21 protein-coding genes and 1 tRNA gene are annotated in these 25,834 nt (G+C 63.9%); 7 read left to right on the forward strand and 15 right to left on the reverse strand.

Annotated elements, in window-relative coordinates:
- Window positions 1–99 precede the first annotated feature (99 nt).
- The 3 genes from rlmB to rpe all read right to left on the reverse strand — a co-directional run bounded on the left by rlmB (window position 100) and on the right by rpe (window position 3,679).
- On the reverse strand, window positions 100–831 hold the full coding sequence (rlmB, locus tag C8267_RS02135) for a 23S rRNA (guanosine(2251)-2'-O)-methyltransferase RlmB (protein ID WP_087360748.1): 732 nt from the start codon (window positions 829–831) through the stop codon (window positions 100–102).
- 103 nt (window positions 832–934) lie between these two features.
- Window positions 935–2,902: a ribosomal protection-like ABC-F family protein gene (abc-f, locus tag C8267_RS02140; RefSeq protein ID WP_106633476.1), complete on the reverse strand. Its 1,968-nt coding sequence runs from the start codon at window positions 2,900–2,902 to the stop codon at window positions 935–937.
- Between the two features lie 126 nt (window positions 2,903–3,028).
- Window positions 3,029–3,679 (reverse strand): ribulose-phosphate 3-epimerase, encoded by a 651-nt coding sequence (gene rpe / locus C8267_RS02145; RefSeq protein WP_087360752.1) that lies wholly within the window; start codon window positions 3,677–3,679, stop codon window positions 3,029–3,031.
- A gap of 280 nt (window positions 3,680–3,959) precedes the next feature.
- Between rpe and C8267_RS02150 the strand changes: the two genes are divergently transcribed.
- Together C8267_RS02150 and C8267_RS02155 are read left to right on the forward strand one after the other, a co-directional pair.
- Complete coding sequence (locus C8267_RS02150; RefSeq protein ID WP_106633477.1) at window positions 3,960–5,387, forward strand: DNA recombination protein RmuC; 1,428 nt, start codon at window positions 3,960–3,962, stop codon at window positions 5,385–5,387.
- Window positions 5,388–5,499: 112 nt separating this feature from the next.
- On the forward strand, window positions 5,500–8,124 hold the full coding sequence (locus C8267_RS02155) for a glycoside hydrolase family 31 protein (RefSeq protein ID WP_106633478.1): 2,625 nt from the start codon (window positions 5,500–5,502) through the stop codon (window positions 8,122–8,124).
- 130 nt (window positions 8,125–8,254) lie between these two features.
- Here the strand turns inward: C8267_RS02155 and tsaB are convergent, their stop codons facing one another.
- The 4 genes from tsaB to dnaG all read right to left on the reverse strand — a co-directional run bounded on the left by tsaB (window position 8,255) and on the right by dnaG (window position 12,499).
- On the reverse strand, window positions 8,255–8,962 hold the full coding sequence (gene tsaB / locus C8267_RS02160) for a tRNA (adenosine(37)-N6)-threonylcarbamoyltransferase complex dimerization subunit type 1 TsaB (protein ID WP_106633479.1): 708 nt from the start codon (window positions 8,960–8,962) through the stop codon (window positions 8,255–8,257).
- A 53-nt stretch (window positions 8,963–9,015) separates the two neighbouring features.
- Window positions 9,016–9,813 (reverse strand): HAD hydrolase family protein, encoded by a 798-nt coding sequence (locus C8267_RS02165; RefSeq protein WP_106633480.1) that lies wholly within the window; start codon window positions 9,811–9,813, stop codon window positions 9,016–9,018.
- Between the two features lie 67 nt (window positions 9,814–9,880).
- Entirely contained in the window at window positions 9,881–10,345 is a 465-nt protein-coding gene (smpB, locus tag C8267_RS02170; protein ID WP_087360762.1) for an SsrA-binding protein SmpB, read from the reverse strand.
- A gap of 177 nt (window positions 10,346–10,522) precedes the next feature.
- Entirely contained in the window at window positions 10,523–12,499 is a 1,977-nt protein-coding gene (dnaG, locus tag C8267_RS02175) for a DNA primase (protein ID WP_087360764.1), read from the reverse strand.
- A 153-nt stretch (window positions 12,500–12,652) separates the two neighbouring features.
- On the opposite strand from dnaG, the gene uvrB reads away from it, so the two are divergent.
- Window positions 12,653–14,695, forward strand: coding sequence for an excinuclease ABC subunit UvrB (gene uvrB, locus C8267_RS02180; protein ID WP_087360766.1), 2,043 nt, complete (start codon window positions 12,653–12,655; stop codon window positions 14,693–14,695).
- 62 nt (window positions 14,696–14,757) lie between these two features.
- Here uvrB and C8267_RS02185 read toward each other — a convergent pair whose 3' ends face one another.
- From C8267_RS02185 to C8267_RS02210, 6 genes are all read right to left on the reverse strand, one after another.
- A complete protein-coding gene (locus C8267_RS02185) occupies window positions 14,758–15,246 on the reverse strand; it encodes a GtrA family protein (protein ID WP_106633481.1) in 489 nt (162 codons plus the stop codon).
- Window positions 15,243–16,319, reverse strand: coding sequence for a hypothetical protein (locus C8267_RS02190; protein WP_106633482.1), 1,077 nt, complete (start codon window positions 16,317–16,319; stop codon window positions 15,243–15,245). Before C8267_RS02190 ends, C8267_RS02185 begins: the two co-directional genes overlap by 4 nt.
- A complete protein-coding gene (lgt, locus tag C8267_RS02195) occupies window positions 16,316–17,194 on the reverse strand; it encodes a prolipoprotein diacylglyceryl transferase (RefSeq protein ID WP_106633483.1) in 879 nt (292 codons plus the stop codon). Before lgt ends, C8267_RS02190 begins: the two co-directional genes overlap by 4 nt.
- Before the next feature lie 172 nt (window positions 17,195–17,366).
- Window positions 17,367–18,419, reverse strand: a complete 1,053-nt coding sequence (locus C8267_RS02200) for a sensor histidine kinase (protein WP_087360774.1) — start codon at window positions 18,417–18,419, stop codon at window positions 17,367–17,369.
- Complete coding sequence (locus C8267_RS02205) at window positions 18,416–19,015, reverse strand: riboflavin synthase (RefSeq protein ID WP_087360776.1); 600 nt, start codon at window positions 19,013–19,015, stop codon at window positions 18,416–18,418. Before C8267_RS02205 ends, C8267_RS02200 begins: the two co-directional genes overlap by 4 nt.
- A 7-nt stretch (window positions 19,016–19,022) precedes the next feature.
- A complete protein-coding gene (locus C8267_RS02210) occupies window positions 19,023–19,658 on the reverse strand; it encodes a S24 family peptidase (protein WP_106633484.1) in 636 nt (211 codons plus the stop codon).
- 43 nt (window positions 19,659–19,701) lie between these two features.
- Here C8267_RS02210 and C8267_RS02215 point away from each other — a divergent pair.
- A tRNA-Arg gene (locus C8267_RS02215) sits at window positions 19,702–19,773 on the forward strand.
- Between the two features lie 232 nt (window positions 19,774–20,005).
- Here C8267_RS02215 and C8267_RS02220 read toward each other — a convergent pair.
- Window positions 20,006–20,734 (reverse strand): hypothetical protein, encoded by a 729-nt coding sequence (locus tag C8267_RS02220; RefSeq protein ID WP_158699667.1) that lies wholly within the window; start codon window positions 20,732–20,734, stop codon window positions 20,006–20,008.
- Window positions 20,735–21,555: 821 nt separating this feature from the next.
- On the reverse strand, window positions 21,556–22,116 hold the full coding sequence (locus C8267_RS02225) for an RNA polymerase sigma factor (RefSeq protein WP_087360782.1): 561 nt from the start codon (window positions 22,114–22,116) through the stop codon (window positions 21,556–21,558).
- Window positions 22,117–22,252: 136 nt separating this feature from the next.
- On the opposite strand from C8267_RS02225, the gene C8267_RS02230 reads away from it, so the two are divergent.
- The 3 genes from C8267_RS02230 (at window position 22,253) to C8267_RS02240 (ending at window position 25,721) form a co-directional block, all read left to right on the forward strand.
- On the forward strand, window positions 22,253–22,942 hold the full coding sequence (locus C8267_RS02230; protein ID WP_158699668.1) for a NigD1/NigD2 family lipoprotein: 690 nt from the start codon (window positions 22,253–22,255) through the stop codon (window positions 22,940–22,942).
- A gap of 211 nt (window positions 22,943–23,153) precedes the next feature.
- A complete protein-coding gene (gene ruvB / locus C8267_RS02235) occupies window positions 23,154–24,161 on the forward strand; it encodes a Holliday junction branch migration DNA helicase RuvB (RefSeq protein ID WP_106633738.1) in 1,008 nt (335 codons plus the stop codon).
- 279 nt (window positions 24,162–24,440) lie between these two features.
- Window positions 24,441–25,721: a malic enzyme-like NAD(P)-binding protein gene (locus tag C8267_RS02240; protein WP_106633487.1), complete on the forward strand. Its 1,281-nt coding sequence runs from the start codon at window positions 24,441–24,443 to the stop codon at window positions 25,719–25,721.
- Window positions 25,722–25,834 lie beyond the last annotated feature (113 nt).

A 25,834-nucleotide genomic window follows, 5' to 3' on the forward strand; every position in this document is an offset into this window, starting at 1 on the left:
GCTACCCTGCTACCCGCAACAGCTCCGCAGCGGCAGGATACACCCGGAAGGGCCTCACCCGAAAGCGTGCGCACGCGAACTGTCCGCACGCGGAAACGGCTACTGGCCGATGCGCTGGCGGACCACCTCGAAGAGCATCACGGCAGCCGCGGCCGAGACGTTGAGCGACTCGATGTGGCCGATGAGAGGGATGGCCAGCTGCTCGTCGCAGAGCTTGAGCACCTCCTTCGAGATGCCCGTATCCTCGGCCCCCATGACGATGACCGTCGGACGGCGGAAGTCGGCGTCGTAGAGCAGCTTGCGGCTCTTCTCGGTGGCGGCGACCACCTGAAAGCCCTCCGTCTGGAGCAGCTTGAGCGTATTGCGGATGGAGCCTACGCGGCAGACCGGGATGGTCGTCAGCGCCCCGGCCGACGAGCGAATCGCCTCGGCATTTACCGGCGCCGCATTCTTGAGCGGCACGATGAGGCCGTGGGCCCCGGCGCACTCGGCCGAGCGGGCAATGGCGCCGAAGTTGCGCACGTCGGTCACCCCGTCGAAGAGGACCACCAGCGGCGTCTCGTCGTCGGGCACCCGCTCCAGAATGTCGTTGAGCTCGACATACTCGATGGCGGCAATCTGCGCCACGACCCCCTGATGGTTGCCCCGCACCAGCCGGTTGAGCTTCTCGACGGGCACCTCCTGCACCCGAATCCGGTGGCGGAAGCAGAGGTCGCGCAGTTCGGTCATCAGCGCCCCCTCGGCACCCTTGCGGATGTAGAGCTTCTCTATCTGCTTGCCCGCCTCGATGGCCTCGGCCACGGGGCGTATTCCGAAAATGATATTTTCCATCGTCGTTTGGTGTTTTTCGCGGTTTCGGGATATGGAGTTTCCGGGGCGGCCCGCTCCGATGCCTGCAGCATGCGGCGGTGCGGGATGAGCGCCCCCGGCGGAGCTACTCGCCTTCGGTAATTTCCAGCTCGTAGGAGGCCTTCTCCCACTCGTGCATCTGGTGGTCGTAGCGCGCCTTCAGGTCGTTGTAGGCCTTGAAGTCGGCCTCGTTGTACGCGCCGCCGGCTGCAAAGCGGGCGTCGTATTCGGCAATCTGCCGCTCGATGTCGGCCAACTCCGCCTCGATGCCCTCCACCTGCTTGCGCAGCTTGCGCAGCAGCTTCTCCTGCTCCTTGCGCTGCTCGTAGGAGGCCTTGCCCGAGAGCGGCGCCGCGGCAGGCTCCGTTCCTCCCTTCGCGGTTTTGGGTGCTGCCACCGTCTTCGCCACCGGCGCGTCGCGCCGCTCAATCTCCTGCAGCGACTCGAGCTTGCGCTTCTCGAGGAAGTAGTAGATGCCGCCCAGATACTCCTTCACGCCGCCGTCGCGGAACTCGTAGACCTTCTGAACCATGCCGTCGAGGAATTCACGGTCGTGCGAAACAACCACCACCGTGCCGTCGTACTTCATCAGCGCACTCTTCAGGATATCCTTCGAGCGCATGTCCATGTGGTTCGTCGGCTCGTCGAGCACCAGCAGGTTGCGCGGTTCGAGCATCATGCGGGCCATGGCCAGACGCGCCCGCTCGCCGCCCGAGAGGACCTTGACCTTCTTGTCGATATCCTCGCCGCGGAAGAGGAAGGCGCCCAGGATGTCGCGCAGGCGGGTGCGGATATCGCCCACGGCCACGCGGTCGAGCGTATCGTAGACCGTGAAGTCGCCATCCATCAGGTCGTCCTGATTCTGGGCATAGTAGCCGATGTTGACGTTGGCACCCAGACGGATGGAGCCTTCGGTGGGCGTGAGCTGACCGATGAGCATGCGCGCCATGGTCGTCTTGCCCTCGCCGTTGCGCCCCACCAGGGCAATCTTGTCGCCCTTCTCGATGGTGAAGTTGGCGCCGCTGAAGACATGCTTCGAACCGAACGACATGCCGGCGTCGCGGACCTCGGCCACAATCTGCCCCGAGCGGGGGGCGGGCGGGAATTTGATGTTGAGCGTCGCGAGGTCCTCCTCCTCGATTTCAATCCGCTCCAGACGGTCCAGCTGCTTGATGCGCGACTGCACCTGGTTCGACTTGGTGGGCTTGTAGCGGAACTTCTCGATGAACTCCTCGGTCTTCTCAATCATCCGCTGCTGGTTCTCGTAGGCGGCCAGCTGCTGCGCCCGGCGCTCGGCGCGCAGGACGACGTATTTCGAGTAGGGAACCTTGTAGTCGTAGATTTTGCCCATCGAGAGCTCGACCGTGCGCGTGGTCACGTTGTCCAGAAAGGCGCGGTCGTGCGAGATGAGCAGCACGGCGCCGTTGTAGTTGCGCAGGTACTCCTCCAGCCACTGAATCGACTCGATGTCGAGGTGGTTCGTCGGCTCGTCGAGCAGGAATATCGAGGGGCGGCGCAGCAGCAGCTTCGCCAGCTCGATGCGCATGCGCCAGCCACCCGAAAATTCGCTCGTCGCGCGGCCGAAATCCTCGCGGCGGAAGCCCAGACCGAGCAGCGTCTTCTCGATGTCGGCGTCGCGCGTCTCGCCGCCGAGGATGTGGTAGCGGTCCTGCGCGTCGTTGAGCCGGTGAAGCAGCTGCTCGTAGGCGGCGCTCTCGTAGTCGGTGCGCTCGGCGATTTCGCGCGTGAGCGAGGCGATTTCGGCCTCGAGGCGCAACACCTCGTCGAAGGCCTTGGCCGTCTCCTCGACCAGCGTCGTGGTGTCGGCCACGCGCATCGTCTGGGGCAGATAGCCGATAGTGCACTCGCCGTTGATGGTCACGGCACCCGAGGTGGGCAGCTGCTCGCCGGTGATGATGCGCAGCAGCGTGGTTTTGCCCGCTCCGTTCTTGCCCACAAGACCGATGCGGTCCTTGGGGTTAATCAGGAACGAGATATTGTCGAAGAGGGTCCAGCCCCCGTAGCTTACGGTAAGATTGTCCAGCGAAATCATAATCGGAATAAAAACAGCGCAAAGGTAGCGATTTCTCCCGACAATCCGCCCCCGGCGAAGCGGAAATCACCCCGCAAGGCGACAAAACGAGAGGCGGGGCCGGAGGCCGGCAGGCGGGATGCAGGCTCAGACGCAGAGCATCCGCTCGATTTCGGCCTCGGGGTCAGCGGCGGCGAAGACGGCGCTGCCGGCCACGAGCACCTCGGCACCGGCATCGAACACCGCACGGGCGTTGCGCGACGAGATGCCGCCGTCGACCTCGATAAGCGTCTCGAGCCCCTGCTCCTGCACCAGCGTGCGCAGGCGGGCGATTTTGTCGAGCGATTCGGGGATAAAGGACTGTCCGCCAAAGCCCGGCTCGACGCTCATCACCAGCACCACGTCGACCAGCGGCAGGAGGTCGCACAACACGTCGACCGAGGTGGCCGGCTTGATGGAGATGCCCACCCGAACGCCGCTGCGGCGAATCTGCTCGATGCAGCCGTGCACGTCGCACGTCGCCTCGTAGTGGAAGGTCACCAGGTCGGCCCCCGCCTCGGCGAAGCGGGCAACGTACTTTTCGGGCTCGACAATCATCAGATGGACGTCGAGGAACTTGCCCGTGGCCTTGCGGATGGCCTTCAGCACGGGAAATCCGAACGAGATGTTGGGGACGAAGACCCCGTCCATGACGTCGATGTGGACCCACTCGGCGGCGCTGCGGTCTATCATCCGCGTATCGCGGTCCAGATGGCCGAAGTCGGCCGAGAGCATCGAGGGTGCTATGATTCTTTGCATGGTTGGTCGTTTTTTAAGGTTGCTGCTACAAAGATAGCGAACAAATCCGGCTCTGCAAGTGCCGGCCGCCCGATTCGCCCGGCTTTTCCGCCGCCGGCGGGCGGAAAGGTGCAGCTCGGGCAGCTGCACGACCCGAACCGGTCACCTGCGCCCGACGGCGAAGAGCATGCGGCAGCTCCGGCGTGCCGTAGAGGCCGAGGCTCGAGACAGGAGCCGAGGCGGCGACAAAAAGGGGCGGAGAGGGGGTTGCCGAAGCGAAATATTCACTACTTTTGCATGTATGAACACCATACTTGTCATTGCAATCGTCGTGCTCTGCCTGGCCACCGGAGCACTGGCCGTGGCGGTGCTGCTGCTGCGGCGCGACGTCGCACGGCTGCACCGCGAGAAGGCCGAGGCACTCGAGGCATGCGCCCGTGCCGAAGCCGAAGCGCGCACCCGCTTCGAGGAGCGCATGCGCGTCGAAACCACGCTGGCCGCCGAGCGCGAGCGGGCTGCGGCCGAACGCGAACGTGCCGCCGCCGAGATTGAGGCCCTGCGCAGCCGCTCGGCCGAGGAGCGCGCCGCCGAGCAGGCCGAGCGCGAGAAGAGCGAGGAGCGGCTCCGCCTCCAGTTCCAGAACCTGGCCAACGAGGTGCTGGGCGAGCAGTCGCGCCGCTTCAAGGAGACCAACAAGGAATCGCTCGACCTGCTGCTCAAGCCCTTCAAGGAGAATATCGCCGAGTTCCGCGAGCGGGTCGAGCGCATCTACAGCCACGAGAACGAGGAGCGCGGCGCGCTGCACAACGAGCTGAAGAACCTCATGGAGCTCAACCGCCGCATCACCACCGAGACCACCAATCTGACCAACGCGCTGAAGGGCAACTCGAAGGTGCAGGGCGACTGGGGCGAGGTGATTCTCGAAACGATTCTCGACAGTTCGAACCTCATCCGCGGCGTGCACTATCAGACGCAGCTCAACATCAAGGACGAGGCGGGGAACAACCGCCGCCCCGACGTGGTGCTGCGGCTGCCCGAGGGGAAGTGCATCGTCATCGACTCGAAGGTCTCGCTGACGGCCTTCGTCAACTACACCTCGGCCGAGAGCGAGGCCGAGCGGGCGCGCCACCTGGCGGCCCATCTGGCCTCGGTGCGGCAGCACGTCACCGAACTGGGGCGCAAGGAGTACCAGCGGCTCGTCTGCCGGGAGGTGCAGCCCCCGGTCGAGTCGCCCGACTTCGTCATCATGTTCATTCCCAACGAGCCGGCCTTCCTCACGGCGCTGCAGAACGACCCCACGATTTGGGCGGACGCCTACGAAAAGAAGGTCATCATCTCGTCGCCGACCAACCTCTTCGCGCTGCTCAAGCTGGTGGACGACCTCTGGAAGCGCAACGCCCAGAGCCGCAACACGGCCGACATCGTCACCTACGGCACCAAGCTCTACGACCAGCTGGTCGCCTTCACCACGTCGCTCGAGGGGGTCGGTGCAGCGCTGGGCAAGGCGCGCGAGGCCTACGACGACGCCTACAAGCGGCTCCACACGGGCAACGACAACATCGTCCGCACGGGCGAGCGGCTGCGGCGGCTGGGGCTGCCGACCAAGCGGCGGCAGTCGGCCCGCACGCTCGAGGCAGCCGGCGCTACGGACGAGGAGCAGCCCGCCGACGAGGAGCTCCGCACACTGCCCGACGAGGCTTCGCACGCCGACCCGGCCCAACGCGGGTAGCTCCGCCGCTTTTCACCGGCAGACAGCAACGCATCGCTGCAAAATTACGTGCAGCGATGCGTTTCGTTTTCTATTTTTTCGTATCTTTGTAGGGATAAATGATACTCCCGACATGAAACCCCTGCATCTTATTCTGCTTGCCGCCACGCTGGCGCTCCTGCCTGGAGCCTCGGCGGCCGAGCATCCAAAGGCCGACCCCAACGCCGTGGTCGTCTGCGGCAATGCCCGCTTTACGGTGCTCACACCCCGCCTCATCCGCATGGAGTGGAGCCAGGACGGCCGCTTCGAGGACCGCGCCACGCTCACCTTCGTCAACCGCGAGACGAAGGTGCCCGACTTCAACGTGCGCGAGAGCAAGAAGCGCCTCACGCTCATCACCTCGGCCCTGCGGCTGACCTACCTCAAAGACGACGGCCCCTTTACGGCCGACAACCTCGAGGTGGCCTTCCGCATCGGCAAGAAGGAGGTGGCCTGGCACCCCGGCATGGAGGATTCGCTCAACCTGATGGGTACGGCGCGGACGCTCGACGGCGCGGACGGTGACCGCCTCAAGGAGCCCCTCGAGCAGGGCATCCTCTCGCGCTCGGGCTGGGCCGTGGTGGACGACAGCCAACGCCACGTGCTGACGCCCGACAGTTCGGCCTGGGGCCGGTGGGTGGCCCCCCGTCCCGAGGGCGAGCGGCAGGACCTCTACATCTTCGCCTACGGCCACGACTATCGTCAGGCGCTGGCCGACTATGCGCTCGTCGCCGGCCGTGCGCCGATGCCCCCCAGGTATACGTTCGGGTATTGGTGGAGCCGCTACTGGCAGTACTCCGACAACGAGTTCGTCGACCTGGTGCAGAAGCTCCGCAGTCTGGACATCCCGATTGACGTGCTGATTGTCGACATGGACTGGCACGAGACCTGGGGGCTGCGCAAGAACGACCCCACGCTCGACGAGTACGGGCAGCGGGTAGGCTGGACCGGCTACACGTGGCAGAAGCAACTCTTCCCCTCGCCGCAGAACTTCCTCCGCTGGACCGACCGCGAGCAGCTGAAGACGGCGCTCAACCTCCATCCGGCGTCGGGCATCCAGCCCAACGAGGAGGTCTACGACGCCTTTGCCCGGGAGTACGGCTGGACGGAGCCGGGCAAGGGCATTCCCTTCCACATCGACGAGCAGAAGTGGGCCGACACCTACTTCAAGTGCGTGCTGGAGCCGATGGAGCGGCTCGGCGTCGACTTCTGGTGGCTCGACTGGCAGCAGTGGAAGGAGAGCCGCTTCACGCCGGGGCTTTCGAACACCTTCTGGCTCAACCACACCTTCTTCGAGCATGCACGGCTCGCACACCCCGCGCAGCGCCCCTTCATCTACCACCGCTGGGGCGGGCTGGGCAGCCACCGCTACCCGCTGGCCTTCTCGGGCGACACCTACGCCACGTGGCAGATGCTGGCCTACCTGCCCTACTTCACGGCTACGGCCTCGAACGTCAACTACGGATACTGGGGCCACGACATCGGCGGCCACATGTTCCACCGCAACCAGCAAGCCACCGACCCCGAGCTCTACACCCGCTGGCTGCAGTACGGCGTCTTCACCCCCATCTTCAAGACCCACGCCACGAAGGACTCCCGCATCGAGCGCTGCATCTGGATGTTCCCCGACTACCTCTTCACCATGCGCGACGCCATCCGGCTGCGCTACACGCTGGCACCCTATATCTATAACGCCGCCCGCCAGAACTACGACACGGGCGTAGGCATCTGCCGCCCGATGTACTACGACTCACCCGAAGAGGAGGAGGCCTACCGGGCCCGCGGGCAGTACATGTTCGGCGACGACATTCTGGCCACGGCCGTCACCGAACCCGTCGACAGCGTCACGGGGCTGGCGCGCTGCACGGTCTGGTTCCCCGCAGGGCGGTGGTACGACTGCGCCACCGGAGCCATGCACGAGGGCAACCGCCGCGACACGCTCCACTACACGCTCGCCGAGAATCCGTGGTATCTCCGCGCCGGGTCCATCGTGCCGATGAATCCCCCGACGGTCCGAAACCTCCAGCAGCCGTGCGACACGCTCGTGCTGGAGTTCATCCCGGGGGCCGACGGCGAGCTGGACTACTACGAGGATGACGGCAACAGCACGGCCTACACCGAGGGGCAGTACGCCACGACGCACATCCTTCAGAGACAGAGCGAACAAGGCATACGGGTGCTCATCGGCGCACGCCGAGGCAGCTACGACGGTGCCCCCGCACGCCGGAGCTACGAATTGCGCTTCCCGGCCCAGTTCCCGCCCGCCAAGGTGCGCATCGGCAAACGCGAACTCCCCTATTCGCGCTTCCCCGAAGCCGGCACCTGGAGCTACGACCCCTACACGCTCGCACCGGTCATCCATACGGGCGAGGTCGCCTGCAGCGAACCGCTCGCGGTCGAGCTGCAGTTCGCCCCCCAGGACCTTGCACGCCAGAAGGAGCTCTACGGCAAGAGCGGCATCTTCAGGCGCTGCCTCGCGCTGACGGTCGAGTTCAAGGCCGAGCAGGGCCGCCAGGAGCCCTACATCATGCTTCCCACCGAGTACCTCACCGTCTCGCAGACGCCGAACTTCATCGTCGAGGAGCCGACACGGGCCGCGGAGCACCTGCGCGCCTACGAGCAGAACAAGGCGCAGCTGCTCGAACAGGTCGACTCGCTGCCCTACATCGGCGCAGCGTTCAAGGAGCGGCTCAAGGCCCAGCTGAGCGACCTCGAATAGCCGGAGCCGGCAGATAAACAAGCGGGAGCAAAACCCTGATGGGTTTTGCTCCCGCTTGTTTGATTTCCTGCGGCAGGATTACCGCCGCTCCGGACCGAGCCTCGTCCGCCCGTCGCCCCGGCTTGCGCACTCAGAAGAGCTTCTTTTTCGAGGTCGTCACGACGAAATCCTTCAGATAGAAGGGCTCGAAGTAGGCCACATCCTCCCGCCGGCCCTCGTCGAAGGCCTGCTGCGCCAGCCGCGCCAGGCCGCGCGCCGAGGGGGTCACCTCCACCAGACGGGCATCGGGCAGCACCTCAACGCACTTGTGGGCGCCGTTGCCGAAGATGACGAAGGGGCGCCCTTCGCTGCGGAAGCGGGCGAAGCTCTCGGGGCCGACCACCTCGGCCGAGACCTCGCTCAGCGGATGTCCCTCGCTGTCGAAGACCTGCGCATAGACCTCCATGCGCCGGGCGTCGACCATCGGGCAGAGCAGCGCACGGTCCCAGTCGTCGACCCGGATGATGCCCGCCTCGTAATCCTCGCGGGCCACCTCAGTCAGAGCATCGAGCGAACCGACAGCCAGCAGCGGAATCTGCAATCCGTAGCAGAGCCCCTTGGCAAAGGAGACGCCGATGCGCAGCCCCGTATAGGAGCCCGGCCCCTTGCCGACGGCCACCGCATCGAGTTCGTCGGGCGCAATGCCCGTTTCGCGCAGCAGTTCATCGACGAAGAGGCCCACCTTGCGCGCATGGTCGCGCCCCTCGTCGCTCTCGCGGAGCGACAGTAACTCGCCATCCTTGGCGATTCCGACCGAACAGATGTCGGTACCGGTTTCAATACAGAGTATCAGTGCCATATATTCATTGTTTCGTTTTCATTCACACTTTTTTGTTGCGGACTCGCCGGCCCCTACCGGCCGATGATGCCGAAGTGTTCGAAGGCCCGGCGCAGACCGTCGTCGTCGACCGACGCGGTCACGTAGTCCGCTGCGCGCAGCGCCTCCTCGCAGCCGTTGCCCATCGCCACGCCGACACCTGCCGCGCGCAGCATCGCCGCATCGTTGCCCCCGTCGCCGAAGGCCATCGTCTCGGCCGGGGTGAACCCGTCGACACGGGCGAAGAGCTCGAGCCCAGTCGCCTTGCTGGTCCCCGCGACATTGATGTCGGCAAAAATCGGGCACCACCGCGAAGCCACCAGTCCCGGAAGCTCGGCCATCACCCGCCGCTCGGTCGCCACATCGAAGAAGAAGCACATCTGGCGGCATTCGCACCGCTCGAAGAGCTCCCTCAGGTCGCACTCCACCGGAACGGGATGGGCCACCAGGCGGGCCCACTCCTCGGCTGCGGACGAAAGGCGGTTGACAAAGAGCCCCTCGTCGAGTTCGAAGGCCAGCGAGAAGCCCCACTGCCCGGCAAGGGCGAGCGCATGCTCGAAATCCGCGCGGGGGATGGGCACGCTGCCCACCGTACGGCCGTCGCCCGCCACGCAGTGCGAACCGTTGAGCGCCACCACGCCGTCGCAGGGAATCCCCTCGAGCACCTCGAGGTCCTTCGCCGCGCGTCCCGTGGCGATGTAGAGCTTCACGCCGCGCTCGTGCGCCTCGCACAGCGCCTCGCGGGCCGAGTCGGGCACCCGATGCGTGCGGAAGCTCACCAGCGTTCCGTCGACATCGAAAAACAGAGCCTTGAATCGTCTATCTTCCGTCATCCTTTCCTGTCCGTGTCGTCATCCGTGCGCGCGGACGACGGGTGCACCCCGCCGCCGCGCGGCGCAGCTACCGTTTGTAGGCCTTCATCGCCTTGTCCATCTCGCGGCGCGCATCGTTCTCCTTGAGGTATTCGCGCTTGTCGTAGGACTTGCGGCCGCGGGCCAGTCCGATGACAATTTTCGCAAGCCCCCGCTCGTTGAGGAAAAGCCGCAGCCCGACGATGGTCAGTCCGCGGTCCTGCGACGCACGTGCGAGCTTCTCCAGCTCGCGGTGCGTGAGCAGCAACTTGCGGTCGCGGCGCGGCGCATGGTTGTTGCAGGTGCCCCAGTCGTACTCGGCGATGTTGACGCCGCGAATCCACAGCTCCCCCTTGTCGAAATAACAGTAGGAGTCGGTCATCGAGACCTTGCCGGCCCGAATCGACTTGATTTCCGTGCCCACCAGCACGACACCCGCAACCCACTCCTCGAGAATCTCGTAGTCGAACGTCGCGCGCTTGTTGCGTATGTTTATCTTCTTCTGTTCCGCCATATCGGCACAATTGTTGTCATTTTTACTTCGGGGCGGATGTCCGGCCCGGGGAGTCTGCTCCCCACCGGATATGTTCCGTACATGTCCTACCCTTATCTATTCTGTTTGCACACGTCGCGTGCTCCAATGCATGCACCGCCGGGCCTCCGCCCCTTTTTTATCACCCCGGCCTTCCGTCTACAAAATCGTCCGCTGCAACTTGTGGGAAATCGAGACCCTTGCCGCATTGAGCCGCGTCATGCGCTGCATGATTTCGGAGGTCTCGTCCTCGCTGAGGTCTCCCTTTTCCAGCTGCGCGCGCAGCTCCTTGATGAACCCATCGATAACCTTCGACTTGTAGAGCATCACCGCCTTGGGCACCCCCACGGCCAGCATCTCCGCCTCGCTCTCGACATGCACCTCCTTGCGCTTCCACAACTCCGAGGCGACGTAGTTGTCGTCCGAGGTGAGGATGTCGACCGAGGCGTTGCACACCTCCGGGTCGGGATGGTTGAGAAAGTAGTGCACCGGCACCTCGACCCCCGTGCCCAGCTCCTGCCAGTGTTCGCGGTAGGTGGCCAGAATCTGGTTGTAGAGCGGGTTGCGGAAGCTCAGGTTGTCGGCATCGAGCTCGGCGAAAATCACCTCGGCCACGTTGCAGGGGACCATGTTGCGCCCCTCCTTGAAGTCAAACGAGCAGTGGCCGTACTTGAGCAGGTACTTGACCAGCTCGCGCTCGAGCGCCTCGGTGCTGCTCCCCGCCTCGACGCGCTGGACATACTGCACCTCGGGCTGCACCTCCTGTTCGGAGCGCTGCCGCGCGCTCTGCCGCCGCAGGAAGTCGTCGGCCTCGCGGTCGCCCGTGGTCGAGATGCGCTTGCGCGCCACCTCCGAGATGAGGAGGTTCTCGTCGATGTCCATGATGCGGGCGCACTCCTTGATGTAGACCGAACGCTGAATCGGGTCGGGAATCTGGGCTACGGAGGTGACCATGTCGCCGATGAGCGCCGCCTTCCTGATGGGGTCGCCCTGGGCATCCTTCAGCAGCAGCTCGGCCTTGAACTCCAGAAAGTCGCGTTCGTGGTCGCGGATGTAGCCCTGCACCTCCTCGGCCGTATGGCTCCTGGCGAAGGAGTCGGGGTCCTCGGGCTCGGGCAGCAGCACCACCCGCACGTTCATCCCCTCGCGCAGAATCATGTCGATGCCGCGCAGCGAGGCGTGAATGCCCGCCGAGTCGCCGTCGTAGATGACCGTGATGTTCTTCGTAAAGCGCCCCAGCAGCCGAATCTGGTCGGTTGTCAGCGAGGTGCCCGACGACGAAACGACGTTCTCGACTCCGGCCTGGTGCATCGAAATCACGTCGGTGTAGCCCTCGACCATGATGGCGAAGTTCTGCTGCTGAATCGCCTTCTTGGCAAAGTAGAGGCCGTACAGCTCGCGCTTCTTGCTGTAGATTTCGCTCTCGGGCGAGTTCTGGTACTTGGCCACCTGCTTATCGGTGCGCAGCGTGCGGCCGCCGAAGGCGACGATGCGTCCCGAAATATTGTGAACCGGGAAGATGACCCGGTCGCGGAAGCGGTCGTAGAGCGAGCCGTCGCTCTCGCGCGCCAGCGAAAGGCCCGTCGAGAGGAGGAACTCCCGCTTGTAGCCCGCCGCCAGGGCATCCTTCGACATGCGGTCGCCCCGGGCGGGGCAGAAGCCCAGCCCGAACTTGCGAATCGTGGCGTCGGTCATGCCGCGCTTCTGACGGAAGTAGCTCAAGCCGACGCTGCGCCCCTCCGGCTCGTTGTGGAGGTAATTGGCGAAGTACGCGGCGGCCCAGCTGTTGAGCGCGAACATCGACTCGCGGTCGTCGTTGCGCCGCACCTCCTCCTCCGTCAGCTCCTTCTCGTGCACCTCGATGCCGTAGCGCTTGGCCACCATCTTCAGCGCCTCGGGATAGGAGATGCCCTCCTGCTCCATGAGGAAGGTGACGGCATTGCCGCCCTTGCCGCAGCCGAAGCACTTGAAGAGCCCCTTGGCCGGCGAGACGATGAACGAGGGGGTCTTCTCGTTGTGGAACGGGCAGCACGCCGTATAGTTCACACCCTTGCGTTTGAGCGTGACGTAGTCGCCGATGATGTCCACGATGTTGGCGGCGGCATAGATACGGTCTACCGTTTCCCTGTCAATCATACCGGCAAAGATACGAAACAATTCAGAAAGCTCGACCGTCGGCTCCCGATTTCTTTGCGCCCGCCGTCTGCGACGCCCCGTCCGGAGGGCGCCGCGGACAAAATAATGGGGCGCGAGTCTCCGTTTTATGAATTCTTCACTAACTTTGCTCCCATGAACTTCAACCTTGTATCGGACTATGCCCCCATGGGCGACCAGCCGGAGGCCATCGACCAACTCGTGAGCGCCATCGAGCACGGCTCGAAGCACAACACCCTGCTCGGCGTCACCGGCTCGGGCAAGACCTTCACCGTGGCGAACGTCATCGCCCGGCTCGACCGTCCGACGCTGGTGCTCAGCCACAACAAGACCCTTGCGGCGCAGCTCTACGGCGAATTCAAGAACTTCTTTCCCGAAAATGCCGTCGAGTACTTCGTCTCCTACTACGACTACTATCAGCCGGAGGCCTACCTCCCCTCGACGGACACCTATATTGAAAAGGACCTCTCCATCAATGCCGACATTGAGAAGATGCGTCTGAACACCGTCGCCACGCTCCTCTCGGGGCGGCGCGACATCATCGTCGTCTCGAGCGTCTCGTGCCTCTACGGCTGCGGCAACCCGGCCGACTTCCACGCCACGGCCATCAACATCCGCGTGGGTCAGGTGGTGAGCTACAAGCACTTCCTCTACAAGCTCGTCGAGGCGCTCTACACGCGCACCGAGCGGGAGCTCGAGCCCGCCACGTTCCGCGTCAACGGCGACACGGTGGACATCATGGCCGCCTTCGGAGAGTTCGGCAACCAGTGCTTCCGGGTGATGTTCTACGACGACGAGGTGGAGGCCATCCAGAGCATCGACCCCGTCACGGGACAACGCATCCACTCGCTCGACTCGCTGACGCTCTACCCCACGAGTCTCTTCGTGACCACGAAGGAGCGCATCAACTCGGCCGTGCAGCAAATCTACCTCGACCTGGGCAAGCAGGTCGAATTCTTCGAGCAGTCGGGCCGCATGGTCGAGGCGCAGCGGCTCAAGCAGCGCGTGGAGTACGACGTGGAGATGATTAAGGAGCTGGGCTACTGCCCCGGCATCGAGAACTATTCGCGCTACTTTGACGGCCGCGCCGCCGGAACGCGCCCCTTCTGTCTGCTGGACTACTTCCCGCAGGATTACCTGATGGTGGTCGACGAAAGCCACGTCACGCTGCCGCAGGTGCACGCCATGTACGGCGGCGACCGTGCCCGCAAGGAGAATCTGGTCGAATACGGATTCCGGCTCCCGGCGGCGAAGGACAACCGGCCGCTGACCTTCTCGGAGTTCGAACAGCTGCAGGGCACCACCATCTACGTAAGCGCCACGCCGGCCGACTGGGAGCTGATGAAGAGCGAGGGTGTGGTCGTCGAGCAGTTGATTCGCCCCACGGGGCTTGTGGACCCGCCGCTCGAGGTCCGCGTGACGCTCAACCAGATAGACGACCTGCTGGAGGAGATTGACCGCCGGGTCAAGCACGACGACAAGATTCTCGTGACGACCATCACCAAGCGGATGGCCGAGGAGCTGTCGAAATACTTCGACCGCGTGGGTGTGCGCAACCGCTACATCCACTCGGATGTCGACACGCTGGAGCGCATCCAGATTCTCGAGGACCTGCGGGCCGGCATGTTCGACGTGCTGGTGGGTGTCAACCTGCTGCGCGAAGGGCTCGACCTGCCGGAGGTGGCGCTCGTGGCGATTCTCGATGCCGACAAGGAGGGATTTCTGCGCAACGTGCGCTCCATCACGCAGATTGCGGGCCGCGCCGCCCGCCATGCGCAGGGCAACGTCATCATGTACGGCGACACCTGCACCGAATCGATGCGCTACGCCATCGAGCAGAGCAACCGCCGCCGCGACATCCAGGTGCGCTACAACATGGAGCACGGCATGCTGCCCCGCAAGGCGCAGAAGAGCGGCTCGGGACAGAGCACGCTGCTGGCGGGCAGAACCACGGGCGAATCGACGCCGACGGTCTACCCCATTGCGGAGGAGCACTACATGAGTGCGGCCGACATCCAGAAGAGCTACGCGGCGAGCGAGAACATCGACGCGCTGATTGACAAGGCGCGGGCGGACATGGAGCGGGCGGCCAAGTCGCTCGACTTCCTGGCTGCGGCGAAGTTCCGCGACCGGATGTACGAACTGCAGAAGCTGCGCGAGGAGCGGAAGAGCCACTAAAGCGGCGGCCGACGCGTCGTACCGGCCCTAATCATCCGATCAGAAGGGAAGCCGCGAGGAGGTCACTCCTCGGCGGCGTGGCGGAAGGTGAAGTATTTGGCCGCCAGATAGCTGTAGACCATCGTGATGAGCGAGGCCAGCATCTGCGAAGGGGTTGCCCAGAAGCCGCACACATCCACGAAAAGTTTCAGACAGAGGTAGTTGACCACCACCGAGCCCAGCACCGAGAGCAGGTAGCGGAAGAGCTGCGTGTCCCGCGGCAGCGGCGAGCGGCGGAAGGCGACGTGGCGGTTGAGCCAGAATCCCGAAAAGAAGGTGAACGGAAAGATGAAGAACATCGTGGCCACGTGGGGCGTGAGCACGACGAGCCCCAAATCGAGCAGCTGCTTGTCGAACAGATAGTTGTAGGCCAGGAAGTAGCATCCCCATCCGAAGACGACGTTGACTGCGCCGCAGACGGCATAACGGTAGGTCTGCCGGGGCAGAATCGCCGCGACCGGCTTCACGTAAAACCAGTCGACAACTTTGATTATCAGCTCCGAAAGGCTCATTTTGCGGAGTATACCCACATCTCCGGGAAGGCGCTGCGGCCGGCGCGCATGAACTGACGGCTCGCCTCGACGTCATCCGACTCGAAGGGCGAAACCATGAACTTGCCGCCGAAGCGATAGACCGTACAACGCATGGCCGGCTCCTTTTTGGCGGCAATCGCGGCGGCCCGTTCGGCATTCTCCAGCGTCGAGTAGACACCCAGCACCACATAGTGACGCTTCGAGGTCATGCGGAGCGGCTCGCCGGCCGGTGCAGCGGGCTCCGGCGCGGCAGCTACCTGCGCAGAGGGCTGTGCGGATGCGGCGGGTGCGGATGCGGCAGGTGCGGAAACCGAAGGGTTGGCCACTTCGGCCGGACGGGGAGCCGGAGCCCCGGTCGGAGCCCCCTTTGCAGCCGCATCGGCGGGTGCCACGGCGGCATTCGTTCCGGCAGCATTGCCGGTTGCGGCAGCGGCATCGTTCCCGGTGGCAACTACCCCACCTTCGCCGGCAGCTGCATCTTCCGCAACGGAGCCGGCAGCGAGCGCCTCGCCGGCGGCCGGCACGGAGGCCTCGACGAACTCCGCTTCGGGCTCATCGAGCGGATTGCGCTCCAGACCGAACTGGTAGACGAGCCCTCCGACGGCCAGCACCGCCGCAACGAGCCCCACCCAGACGCTCCAGTCGAGCCGGCGCGGCGTGTGGACCCGCATGGGCCTGCGGCCCTGGGGGTTGAGCCGGCGGTCGAAGGCTTCGTCGGGGGTGAAGTTCTTGAATTTCAACTCGCCGACCCCCTCCATCACCACTCCGTTCTCGGTCCGCACGCGGGAGAGCCAGCGCGCATAGATATCCTCGGCCGTCGCCTGGTCGCACCGGGCGGCACGGGCAATGGCATCGACGAGCGACTCACCGCTGCGCTGCGAGGAGAAGTTGACCAGCCGCACGGGGGGCTGCACCTCCCGGCGCGAGAGCCGCCGGGCCGCCTGACGTTCGACGCGGAGCGTGCCCACATCGGGAAGCCAGACCACGCTGTTTGCCGCGAGCAGATTGCCAACCAGGCGGTTGACCTGCTCGACCATCGAATTGCCGTTCATCGCTTATGCTTCTTTTCGGGTTTGGCCGCGGCGCTCTTTGCGGCGGGGTTCTTCGTCGACTGCACCGTCACCTCGGGACGCGAATAGCCGCGGTAAATCATGTAGATGCCCAGCAGGATGAAGGGGATGCTGAGCCACTGTCCCATATCGAGCGCCCAGCCCACCTCGAAGGACTCCTGCTCGGTCTTGATGAATTCGATGAGGAAGCGCGTGAGGAAGATGCCGAGCAGACCGATGCCGAAGAGCACCCCGGGACGGCGACGCACCAAATCACGCCGGTAGTAGAGCCATGCCAGCAGCGCAAAGGTGGCCACATAGCAGAGCGCCTCGTAAATCTGGGTGGGATGGACCGCCTGGGGGGCAAACTCGTTCACCCACTTGGCCGAACGCACGAACTCGAAGCCCCACGGGAGGGTGGTCGCCGTGCCGAAAATTTCGGAGTTGAAGAGGTTGCCCATGCGGACAATCGCACCGCCGATGCCCACGGCAATCATGATGCGGTCGAGCGACCAGATGTAGGGCAGTTTGTTCTTGCGCGAGAAGAGCCACAAGCCGATGAGCAGGCCGATGGCGGCGCCGTGGCTGGCCATGCCGCCGTCGCGGAAGCCGGTGATGATGGTCCACGGACGGCTCAGATACTCCATCGTGTCGTAGAAGAGGCAGTGGCCCAGGCGTGCACCGATGATGGTGGCCAGCGTGCCGTAGATGAAAATCGACTCCGAGACCTTCGAAGGGAGCCCCTCGCGTTTGCAGAAGTTGTCGAACAGCTTGGCGCCGACCAGAATTGCCAGCGCCCACATCAGTCCGTAATACCGGATATCGAAATCGCCAATCCGGAAGAAGACGGGATTGAAATCCCAAACGATACTCAACACGACAGAAAACGGGGTTTTAGAGTTGCTACATTAGTTTTTTTGCGGGACGCAGGCCCGACTGCGGCCAAGGCCGGCGTCAAGGGCCGCATCCAGAAGGGAGACAGCGTCCCCCGACAGACAGATTGCGGAAACGGGAGCTCGGGAGCGCTCCGCCGCCCGGCTCCCGCACGATTTATTTCACGTCCGAGACATCGACCTTCTTGAGCGTGAAGGAGAAGGTGCTGCCCACGCCCAGCTCGCTGCGCACCGATATCCGCTCGCCGTGCGCCTCGATGATGTGCTTGACGATGGCCAGTCCGAGGCCCGTGCCGCCCTGCTCGCGCGAACGCGCCTTGTCGGTGCGGTAGAAGCGCTCGAAGACGCGCGGAATGTCCTCGCGGGCGATGCCCGTGCCGTTGTCCTCGACCTCGATGAGAATCTTGTCGAGCATGTCGCGGAAGCGGATGCGCGTCAGACCGCCCTCCTTGCCGTAGTGAATCGAGTTGATAATCAGGTTGACGAAGACCTGACCGATGAAGTGCTTGTCGGCCAGCACCCAGAAGGGCGAGGGGAGGTTGTCGGCCCCCTTGACCTGGATGCGGATGTGCTTGCGGTCGGCCTCCATTTCGGCCTGCTCGGCAATCTCCTTGGCCAGCGCCACCACGTCGAACTGCTCCATCTTCATGCGCGTCATGTTGCTCTCGAGCTTCGAAATCGTATCGAGGTCGTTGACGATGTTAATCAGCCGGTCGATGCTCTTTTCGGCCCGCTCGAGGTACTTGCGGTTAATCAGCTCGTCCTCCAGCCCGCCGTCGAGCAGCGTCGAGATGTAGCCCTGGATGTTGAAAATCGGGGTCTTCAGCTCGTGGGCCACATTGCCCAGATACTGCTTGCGGAAGCGCTCGGCCTCCTTCAGACGGGCAATCTCCTTGTCGTTGGTGTCGGCCCAGGCGGTGAGCTCCTCGCCGATGTTCTCCACGTGCTTGTCGCGCAGTTCAGAGAGCACCTCGCGCGTATGGACGTCGCGCGAGAGGACAATCGAGTAAATCGGCTTGAGCTTGTAGGCGACGTATTTGCGGATGATGAAGAGTGCCAGCAGCGCCATCACCACGAAGACAATCAGCGCGGCGCAGAGCGCCATCCACCACACCCCGTGCAGCAGAAGCATGCACGCGGCGACGCAGAGGGCCGAAATCAGACCAATAATCAGCGAAGCGCCCTCCTTGGTTTTGATGCAGATTTTCATGACTTCATGTAGTTTTGCATGAGACGGGCAATATACTTGCCGATGATGTCGAACTCGAGGTTGACCACCGAACCGGGCTCGATACGGCAGAAGTTCGTATGTTCGAACGTATAGGGGATAATCGCCACGCGGAACGACGTGGGGGTCGAGTCGCAGACCGTCAGGCTCACGCCGTTGACCGTCACCGAACCCTTCTCGACGGTGCAGAGACCGCCGCCCTGGGGCTTGTATTCGAACTTGAAGTACCAGCTGCCGTCGGCATCGCTCTTTTCGGTGCAGACGGCCGTCTGGTCGACATGTCCCTGAACGATGTGGCCGTCGAGCAGTGCATCGGGCTTCATCGAACGCTCGAGGTTGACCAAATCACCCACACGGAGCAGCCCGAGGTTGCTCCTGTCGAGCGTCTCCTTCATCGCCGTTACGGTATAGGTGTCCTCCTTGATGTCCACAACCGTCAGACATACGCCGTTATGGGCGATGCTCTGGTCGATTTTGAGTTCGCTGCAGAAGTCGGCCCGCAGCGTAAAGTCCTTGTTCTGACGGTCCGTGCGGATGGCAACCACCTCGGCCGTACGCTCCACTATGCCTGAAAACATATCTTGCTCAATAATTGATTATCAACTTGCCGTTCACGCGATAAACGGCATCCAAATCGTTCATGTCGACGAGCATGTCGTCGTAATTCGCGCGGTTGACGGCCACCAGGCGGAGCTTACCCTCCTGCTCGGCGGCACGTACTATGCGCAAAGTTACAATTTTTCGGCTTACAATCGCATATTCTTCGCCGGGAATAATCGCTTCGGGGTCGATGCGCTTGAGCAGAACGACCGTTTCGGGGGGGATGGAGTCTCCCATGGCGCGACCGCGGTAGACCATCGCGAAGTCGCTCTCGACCGGACGGGCGAACGACAGGCAGAGCCATTCGTCGCTCTTGAGCCGCGCGAGCTGTGCGAGCCCCTGTTCGACATCGACGTCGTAGAAGGGAATCCGGGCGCCCCGCTCGCGCGAGTCGGCAAACATCTGACCCTCACCCGTAAGCAGCCACAGTTTGTCGATTTGGGGGAACTTGGCCACGATGCGGTTGGCCACGTCGAACGAGATGCCGTTGTTGCCCCGCTTGATTTGGTAGAGATTCTCTCCGCGCGCGAGGCCGATGTAGCGGGCGAAATAGTTGGTAGTCATGTTCGCCCACTTGATGACGGCTTCGATACGCTCCCAATTATTTTCTTTTTCTCGCATTTTTTTCGCGTAATTAAAATTTTTTTTGCATCTTTGCAGTCCCGGTCCCGTAGTTCAATGGATAGAATATAAGATTCCGGTTCTTACGATAAAGGTTCGATTCCTTTCGGGACTACACAGCAGGCGCTTTCGAGTGCCTGCTTTTCGTTTATGGCCTCTTTCGTATGTTATAACGACAAAAATAATAACAAAAATCGAACGGGCAATAGAAAATATCAATTTTAATCCGAACCGTAACAGTTTCGGTACGGTTTGCTCGTCTCTTCTTACACATCATAAGCACAAACGGACACCCCGCCTCCTGTGAAGACGGGGTGCAAAGCATAAGGAAACGCAAGTGTGCTGTTTCAGAATGAAAAGCGCAAGCCCAGACGAAGCGTGAGGTCGAGCGGCGAATCGGTCCTCGCGGTCGTAAGGCGCGTCCGGGTCAGGTACCACGCCAGGTCGGGTTCGAAGTAGAGCCCCACGCGGCGGCTCAGGTCATACTGCGCACCCAGGGCGCCGCCGACCGACCACTGCAGGCCGGGTTCGTGCACCGCCGTCGAGCCAAAACGGGCGGCGACACACATCTCGGCCATCACCCCCGCACCAATATATAAGGAGAAGCCGCCGCGCTGGAGGAAGCGCCAGTCGAGGCGCAGCGGAATGCCGATGAAGTGAAGCTGCTGGCCCACATCCTCCGAACTGATGCGCAGCTTCACGTCGGAGCGCAGCAGCGAGTAGTTGACTCCGCTGCCGAGCGAGAGCCCGTAAGGCAGCGCATAGCGGAACGAGAGGCCGAAGCTCAGCGTCTGATGGTGGCGGAACGAACATGTGGAGTTATCGGGGTATTCGAAACGGTGGTCCAACACCACGTCGTTGCTCACCGGAGCAACCAGTGCTGCGTAGGTTGCGGGGAGCGGAGCCGCACCGGTGGTCCGGGCAGCCTCGGGCGCACCCGAGGCAAAGGCGCCGAACGACATGCGGCGGGAGCCGCGCTCGGCGGCCGCATCCCGCTCCGTCCACGCCGCCTCCTGCCGGGGCGGATACCCCGACCTGCCGTCCGCCGCAGGCTCCCGATGACGGGACGGTTCCACGCGTCGGGAGGGTTCGGAACGCAGAGGCGTCTGCGTCGGGCGGCCAACCGCAACCGGGACCGCCGCAGGAGAGGCTGCAGGAGAGACTGCAGGGGAAGCGGCACTACCCTGCTTCCGCACGGCCAGCGCCGGCAGCGGCTCCACGACAGGCGCCTCCACGCGGCTCATCACGGCCAAAAGCGGCTTCTTCGAGAGGGACCGTTCCATGAAACGCTCAGCCCGGGCTCTCCCCGTCCCAAGCGGCTTCTCCGCGTGTGCCCCCTCTGCCGGCACGGACTCCGTCTCGCTCCCGGGCCAATGCAGAGCCGCACGGAGGCGCTCCGCCATCCCGGCATTCCGGGATGTTACGGCCCCTGCAGCCTGCCGCGACGGATTGCTCCGACCCGTTGAAGGGCTCCGTTCCGCAGCAGAAATCATCACGTCCCGGTTCGAATCCTCTTGCCCGTCCGCTCCGCCCCGCACCGACCGGACGTCGGATGCCGAACCCGATACCGGCTCCGCAACGAGTGCCGCAACCTCGCCGTCGCGAGGTCCGGATGCGGGAGGCAAGCCTCGGGATGCTCCGCTCCGGTCGTAAAGCAGCCAGCCTCCTCCGGCCAGCAGCGCCAGCAGTGCGGCCGCAGCCGCCGGGCGCAGCCATCGCAGAGAGCCTCCGGCGCCGCGGCCGCTCCGCTCCGATGCGTCCCGAAGGTCCGCCGGCGCGAAGGGGCGGGGGGCTGCTCCGAGCTCACGCTCCAACCGTGCCCACACCTCCTCGGAGGGCTGCACCCCCGCTTCGCGCACGCTGCGCCGCAGTTCATCCGTCCAATCCCTGTTCCGTTTCATAGTTCATGCGTATCCAACCACGCGCGGAGTTTCCGCGCCAGAAGCGCCCGGGCCCGGGCCAGCTGCGACGAGGAGCTCTTCTCGTTGATGCCCAGCATGGCGGCAATCTCGCGGTGCGGGTATCCCTCGATGCAGAAGAGGTTGAAGACCGTCCGGTAGCCGTCGGGAAGCTCGCCGACAAGGCGCAGCAGCACCTCGCGCGGGATGCGGGCCACCTCGTCGTCTGAGGGCTCCGCGGCCGCGGGCAGCGCACGGCTCTCCTCGAGCCGCACCTCGCCCAGACGGCGTTCGCGCCGCAGATGCTCGAGCGCCGTATTGACCGCAATGCGCTCCATCCATGCCCGCAGCGACCCCTCGCCCCGGTAGCGGAAGCGGCCGATGGCGCCGAAAATCTTCAGAAAGGCGTCGTGGAGCACATCCTCGGCCGTCGCGCGGTCGCCCACATAACGCTGACAGAGCCCCAGCAGCAGAGCGGCGTAACGGTCGTACAGCTCCCTGCGGGCCGCATTGTCTCCCCTGCCGCACCCTTCGGCCAGTATCTGCTCCCCGGTCTTCATTCCTTTTTCCAATGGAATAAACGCTTCGGAGGCAAAAATACTGCGCGGTCCCGAAAAAAATTCCTATTTTCGTACATCCGACATGCAGTATTCCGCCCCCAGTCCCGTTATAGGGGTGAAAAAACAATTGAAAGACATGAAACGATTCGCACTTCTGCTCGTCGCCACCCTGACGCTGACGCTTCAGGGCTGCAACGACTCGGACGGCGACTATGCACGCTACTGGGCCGTGGCCACCGTCCATCCGCTCGGCGAGAACAACTACTACTTCACCACCGACAGCAACCGGAGCATCTACGCCGGCGACAAGAGCCGCATCATCGCCTACGAGCCCGTCGAGGGGCAGCGCGCCTTCATCTGGTTCAACTACCTGCCCGTAGCGTTCGAGGGCTACGACTACAACGTGGAGCTCTACAAAATCGAGAACATCCTGACCAAGGAGGTCGAGACCGTAACGACCCCCACCGACCTGGCCCTCATGGGCGATGACCCGATTCAGCTGGTCGGCTGGCAGCTCGGAGGCGGATACCTGACCCTCCAGTTCGCCTTCCGCTCGCAGGGATTCACGACCCACGTGGTCCATCTGGTCAACAACGAGGCCACGACGGGCGAAGAGGCGCCCGAGGGGTATGTCGGGCTGGAGTTCCGCCACAACGCCCGCAAGGACCTCGACGGCCACTACGGATACGGGTACGCCTCGTTCCGGCTCGGCGACTTCGACCCGCAGACGACCGGCCGGAAGGGCATCTACCTGCGTACCCGCACCCCCGAAGGCGACGTGAAGTACATCAGCATCGAGCCCGAAACGACCGGAACGGGACGATAACCGCCCTGACAGGGACCTCTTCGGAGAGGCAGCGCACCATCCCGGGTGCGAAGTTCGGCCGCAGCCGTGCTCCGCGCCCGCTTTTTTATCCGCACCCGTTATCCGCACCTTATCCCCACCGGCAGTGCGGACAAGCCTTCAGACGAAGCCCCCCGCGCGAAAACTTTGCCCGGTGTTTGCCTTTGCGCGCACCTTTTCGTATCTTTGCGACATGTCTATCGTACGCAATACCGAAAGCGACCTCGAATTCGAGAACAAGATACGCCCCCAGGAGCTGGGCGCCTTCTCGGGTCAGGACAAAATCGTCGAGAACCTGCGCATCTTCATCAAGGCGGCGCTCATGCGGGGTGACTCGCTCGACCACGTGCTGCTGCACGGCCCTCCGGGTCTGGGCAAGACGACGCTGGCCAACATCATCGCCAACGAGATGGGGGCGCAGCTGCGCGTCACGTCGGGCCCCGTGCTCGACAAGCCGGGCGACCTGGCCGGGCTGCTCACGAGCCTCAACCCGGGCGACGTGCTCTTCATCGACGAGATTCACCGCCTGAGCCCCATTGTCGAGGAGTACCTCTACTCGGCGATGGAGGACTACAAAATCGACATCGTGCTCGACAAGGGACCCTCGGCACGCTCCATCCAGATTGAGCTGGCCCCCTTCACGCTCATCGGCGCCACGACGCGCAGCGGACTGCTGACCTCGCCCCTCAGGGCGCGCTTCGGCATCCAGTGCCACCTGGAGTATTACGACGCTCCGGTGCTGGCCGGCATCGTGAAACGCTCGGCGCGCATCCTCGACGTGGCCATCGACGACGAGGCCGCCAACGAGGTGGCGTTGCGTTCGCGCGGCACGCCGCGCATCGCCAATGCGCTGCTGCGCCGCGTCCGCGACTTCGCCATGGTCAAGGGCGAGGGACACATCGACCTCCCCATTACGCGGTTCGCCCTCTCGGCGCTGAACATCGACTCGCGCGGGCTGGACCAGATGGACAACCGCATCCTGGGGACCATCATCGAGAAGTTCAACGGCGGTCCGGTCGGGCTGAACACCATCGCCACGGCCGTCGGCGAGGAGGCCGGCACGGTCGAGGAGGTCTACGAACCCTTCCTCATCAAGGAGGGCTTCCTCAAGCGCACGCCCCGCGGACGCGAAGCCACGGCGCTGGCCTACGAACACCTCGGCATCGCCTCTTCGCACGGAGGTGACGCCTCGCTCTTCTGAGCGGTGCACGCGGGGATAGCTCCTTCCGAAGAGCTCCGCAATGCAGCGCAAAGCTCCCGGCGGAACGCCCCCACGACGTTGTCCGCCGCATCTTATGACCCGGAAAACCCGCCCGGCCCGCCGAAGGCCGCAAGGGATTCCGGGTCTTTTCCTAATTTATGGAGGGATGTCCAGCCGCGGCTGCGGCGCTTTCCCGCAACGACACGGAGCGCACAATAAATTCGGCTCCGGCACGTTATGTGATATTCAATAAATATAATTCAAAAAACGCACACTACGATGAACGCAAAAGATACGACCCTCGACGCCGAGGCTCTGAGCTACCACAGCGAACCCAGACCCGGCAAAATCGGCATCGTGCCGACCAAGCCCCACACCACGCAGCACGACCTGGCGCTGGCCTACTCGCCCGGCGTGGCGGCCCCGAGCCGCGCCATCGCCGCCGCGCCCGACGACATCTACCGCTATACGGGCCGGGGCAACCTGGTGGCCGTCATCTCCAACGGAACGGCCGTTCTGGGGCTGGGCAACATCGGAGCGGCGGCCGCAAAGCCCGTCATGGAGGGCAAGGCGATGCTCTTCAAGACCTTCGCGGGGCTCGACTCCTTCGACATCGAGGTCGACACGACCGACCCCGACGACTTCGTCCGCACGGTACGGAACATCGCCACCACCTTCGGAGGCATCAACCTCGAGGACATCAAGGCTCCGGAGTGCTTCGAAATCGAGGCCCGGCTGCACCGCGAACTCGACATCCCCGTCATGCACGACGACCAGCACGGCACGGCCATCATCGCCGTCGCCGCGCTGATGAACGCCGCCCGCATCGCCGGCAAGCAGACGACGGCGCTGCGCGTGGTCATCAACGGTGCCGGTGCGGCGGCCATCGCCTCGGCGCGGCTCTTCCTCAAGCTGGGCATTCCGGCCCAGAACCTCATCCTCTGCGACAGCAAGGGTGTAGTCTCGACCTACCGCACGGACCTCAACCCCATGAAGCGCGAGTTCGCCACCTCGCGGCGCATCACCACGCTGGCCGAGGCGCTGCTCGACGCCGACGTCTTCATGGGCGTCTCGGCTCCGGGCGTGCTAACCTCAGCCATGCTCCGCACGATGGCCCAGAACCCGATTGTGCTGGCGCTGGCCAACCCCGTACCCGAAATCTCCTACGAGGAGGCGCTCGCCTCGCGTCCCGACATCATCTTCGCCACGGGGCGCTCGGACTACCCCAACCAGGTGAACAACGTGCTGGGATTCCCCTACATCTTCCGGGCGGCGCTCGACGTGCGCGCCTCGGAAATCAACGACGAGATGAAGCTCGCCGCCTCCCGCGCACTGGCCGAACTGGCCCGCGAGGAGGTCCCCGAACAGGTTCTGAAGGCCTACGACATCGACCATCTTGAATTCGGCCGCGGATACTTCATCCCCAAGCCGCTCGACCCGCGGCTGCTCGTCCGCGTCTCGACGGCCGTGGCCCGCGCCGCCATGGAGTCGGGTGTGGCCCGGAAGCCCGTCACCGACTGGAAGGCCTACGAACGCGAACTGGCCGACCTGCTCCGGTAGTGTCGGAGCGGATGAAAAGCCGAGGGGCGCTGCCGCACGCGTGCGGCAGCGCCCCTCGTGTCGTACAGGAGGCCGGAGCCATAGGCTAATCCTGTAAAAAAGAGGCACCGCAG

It is taken from the genome of Alistipes sp. Marseille-P5061 (genome assembly GCF_900290115.1).
GTDB lineage: Bacteria > Bacteroidota > Bacteroidia > Bacteroidales > Rikenellaceae > Alistipes > Alistipes excrementigallinarum.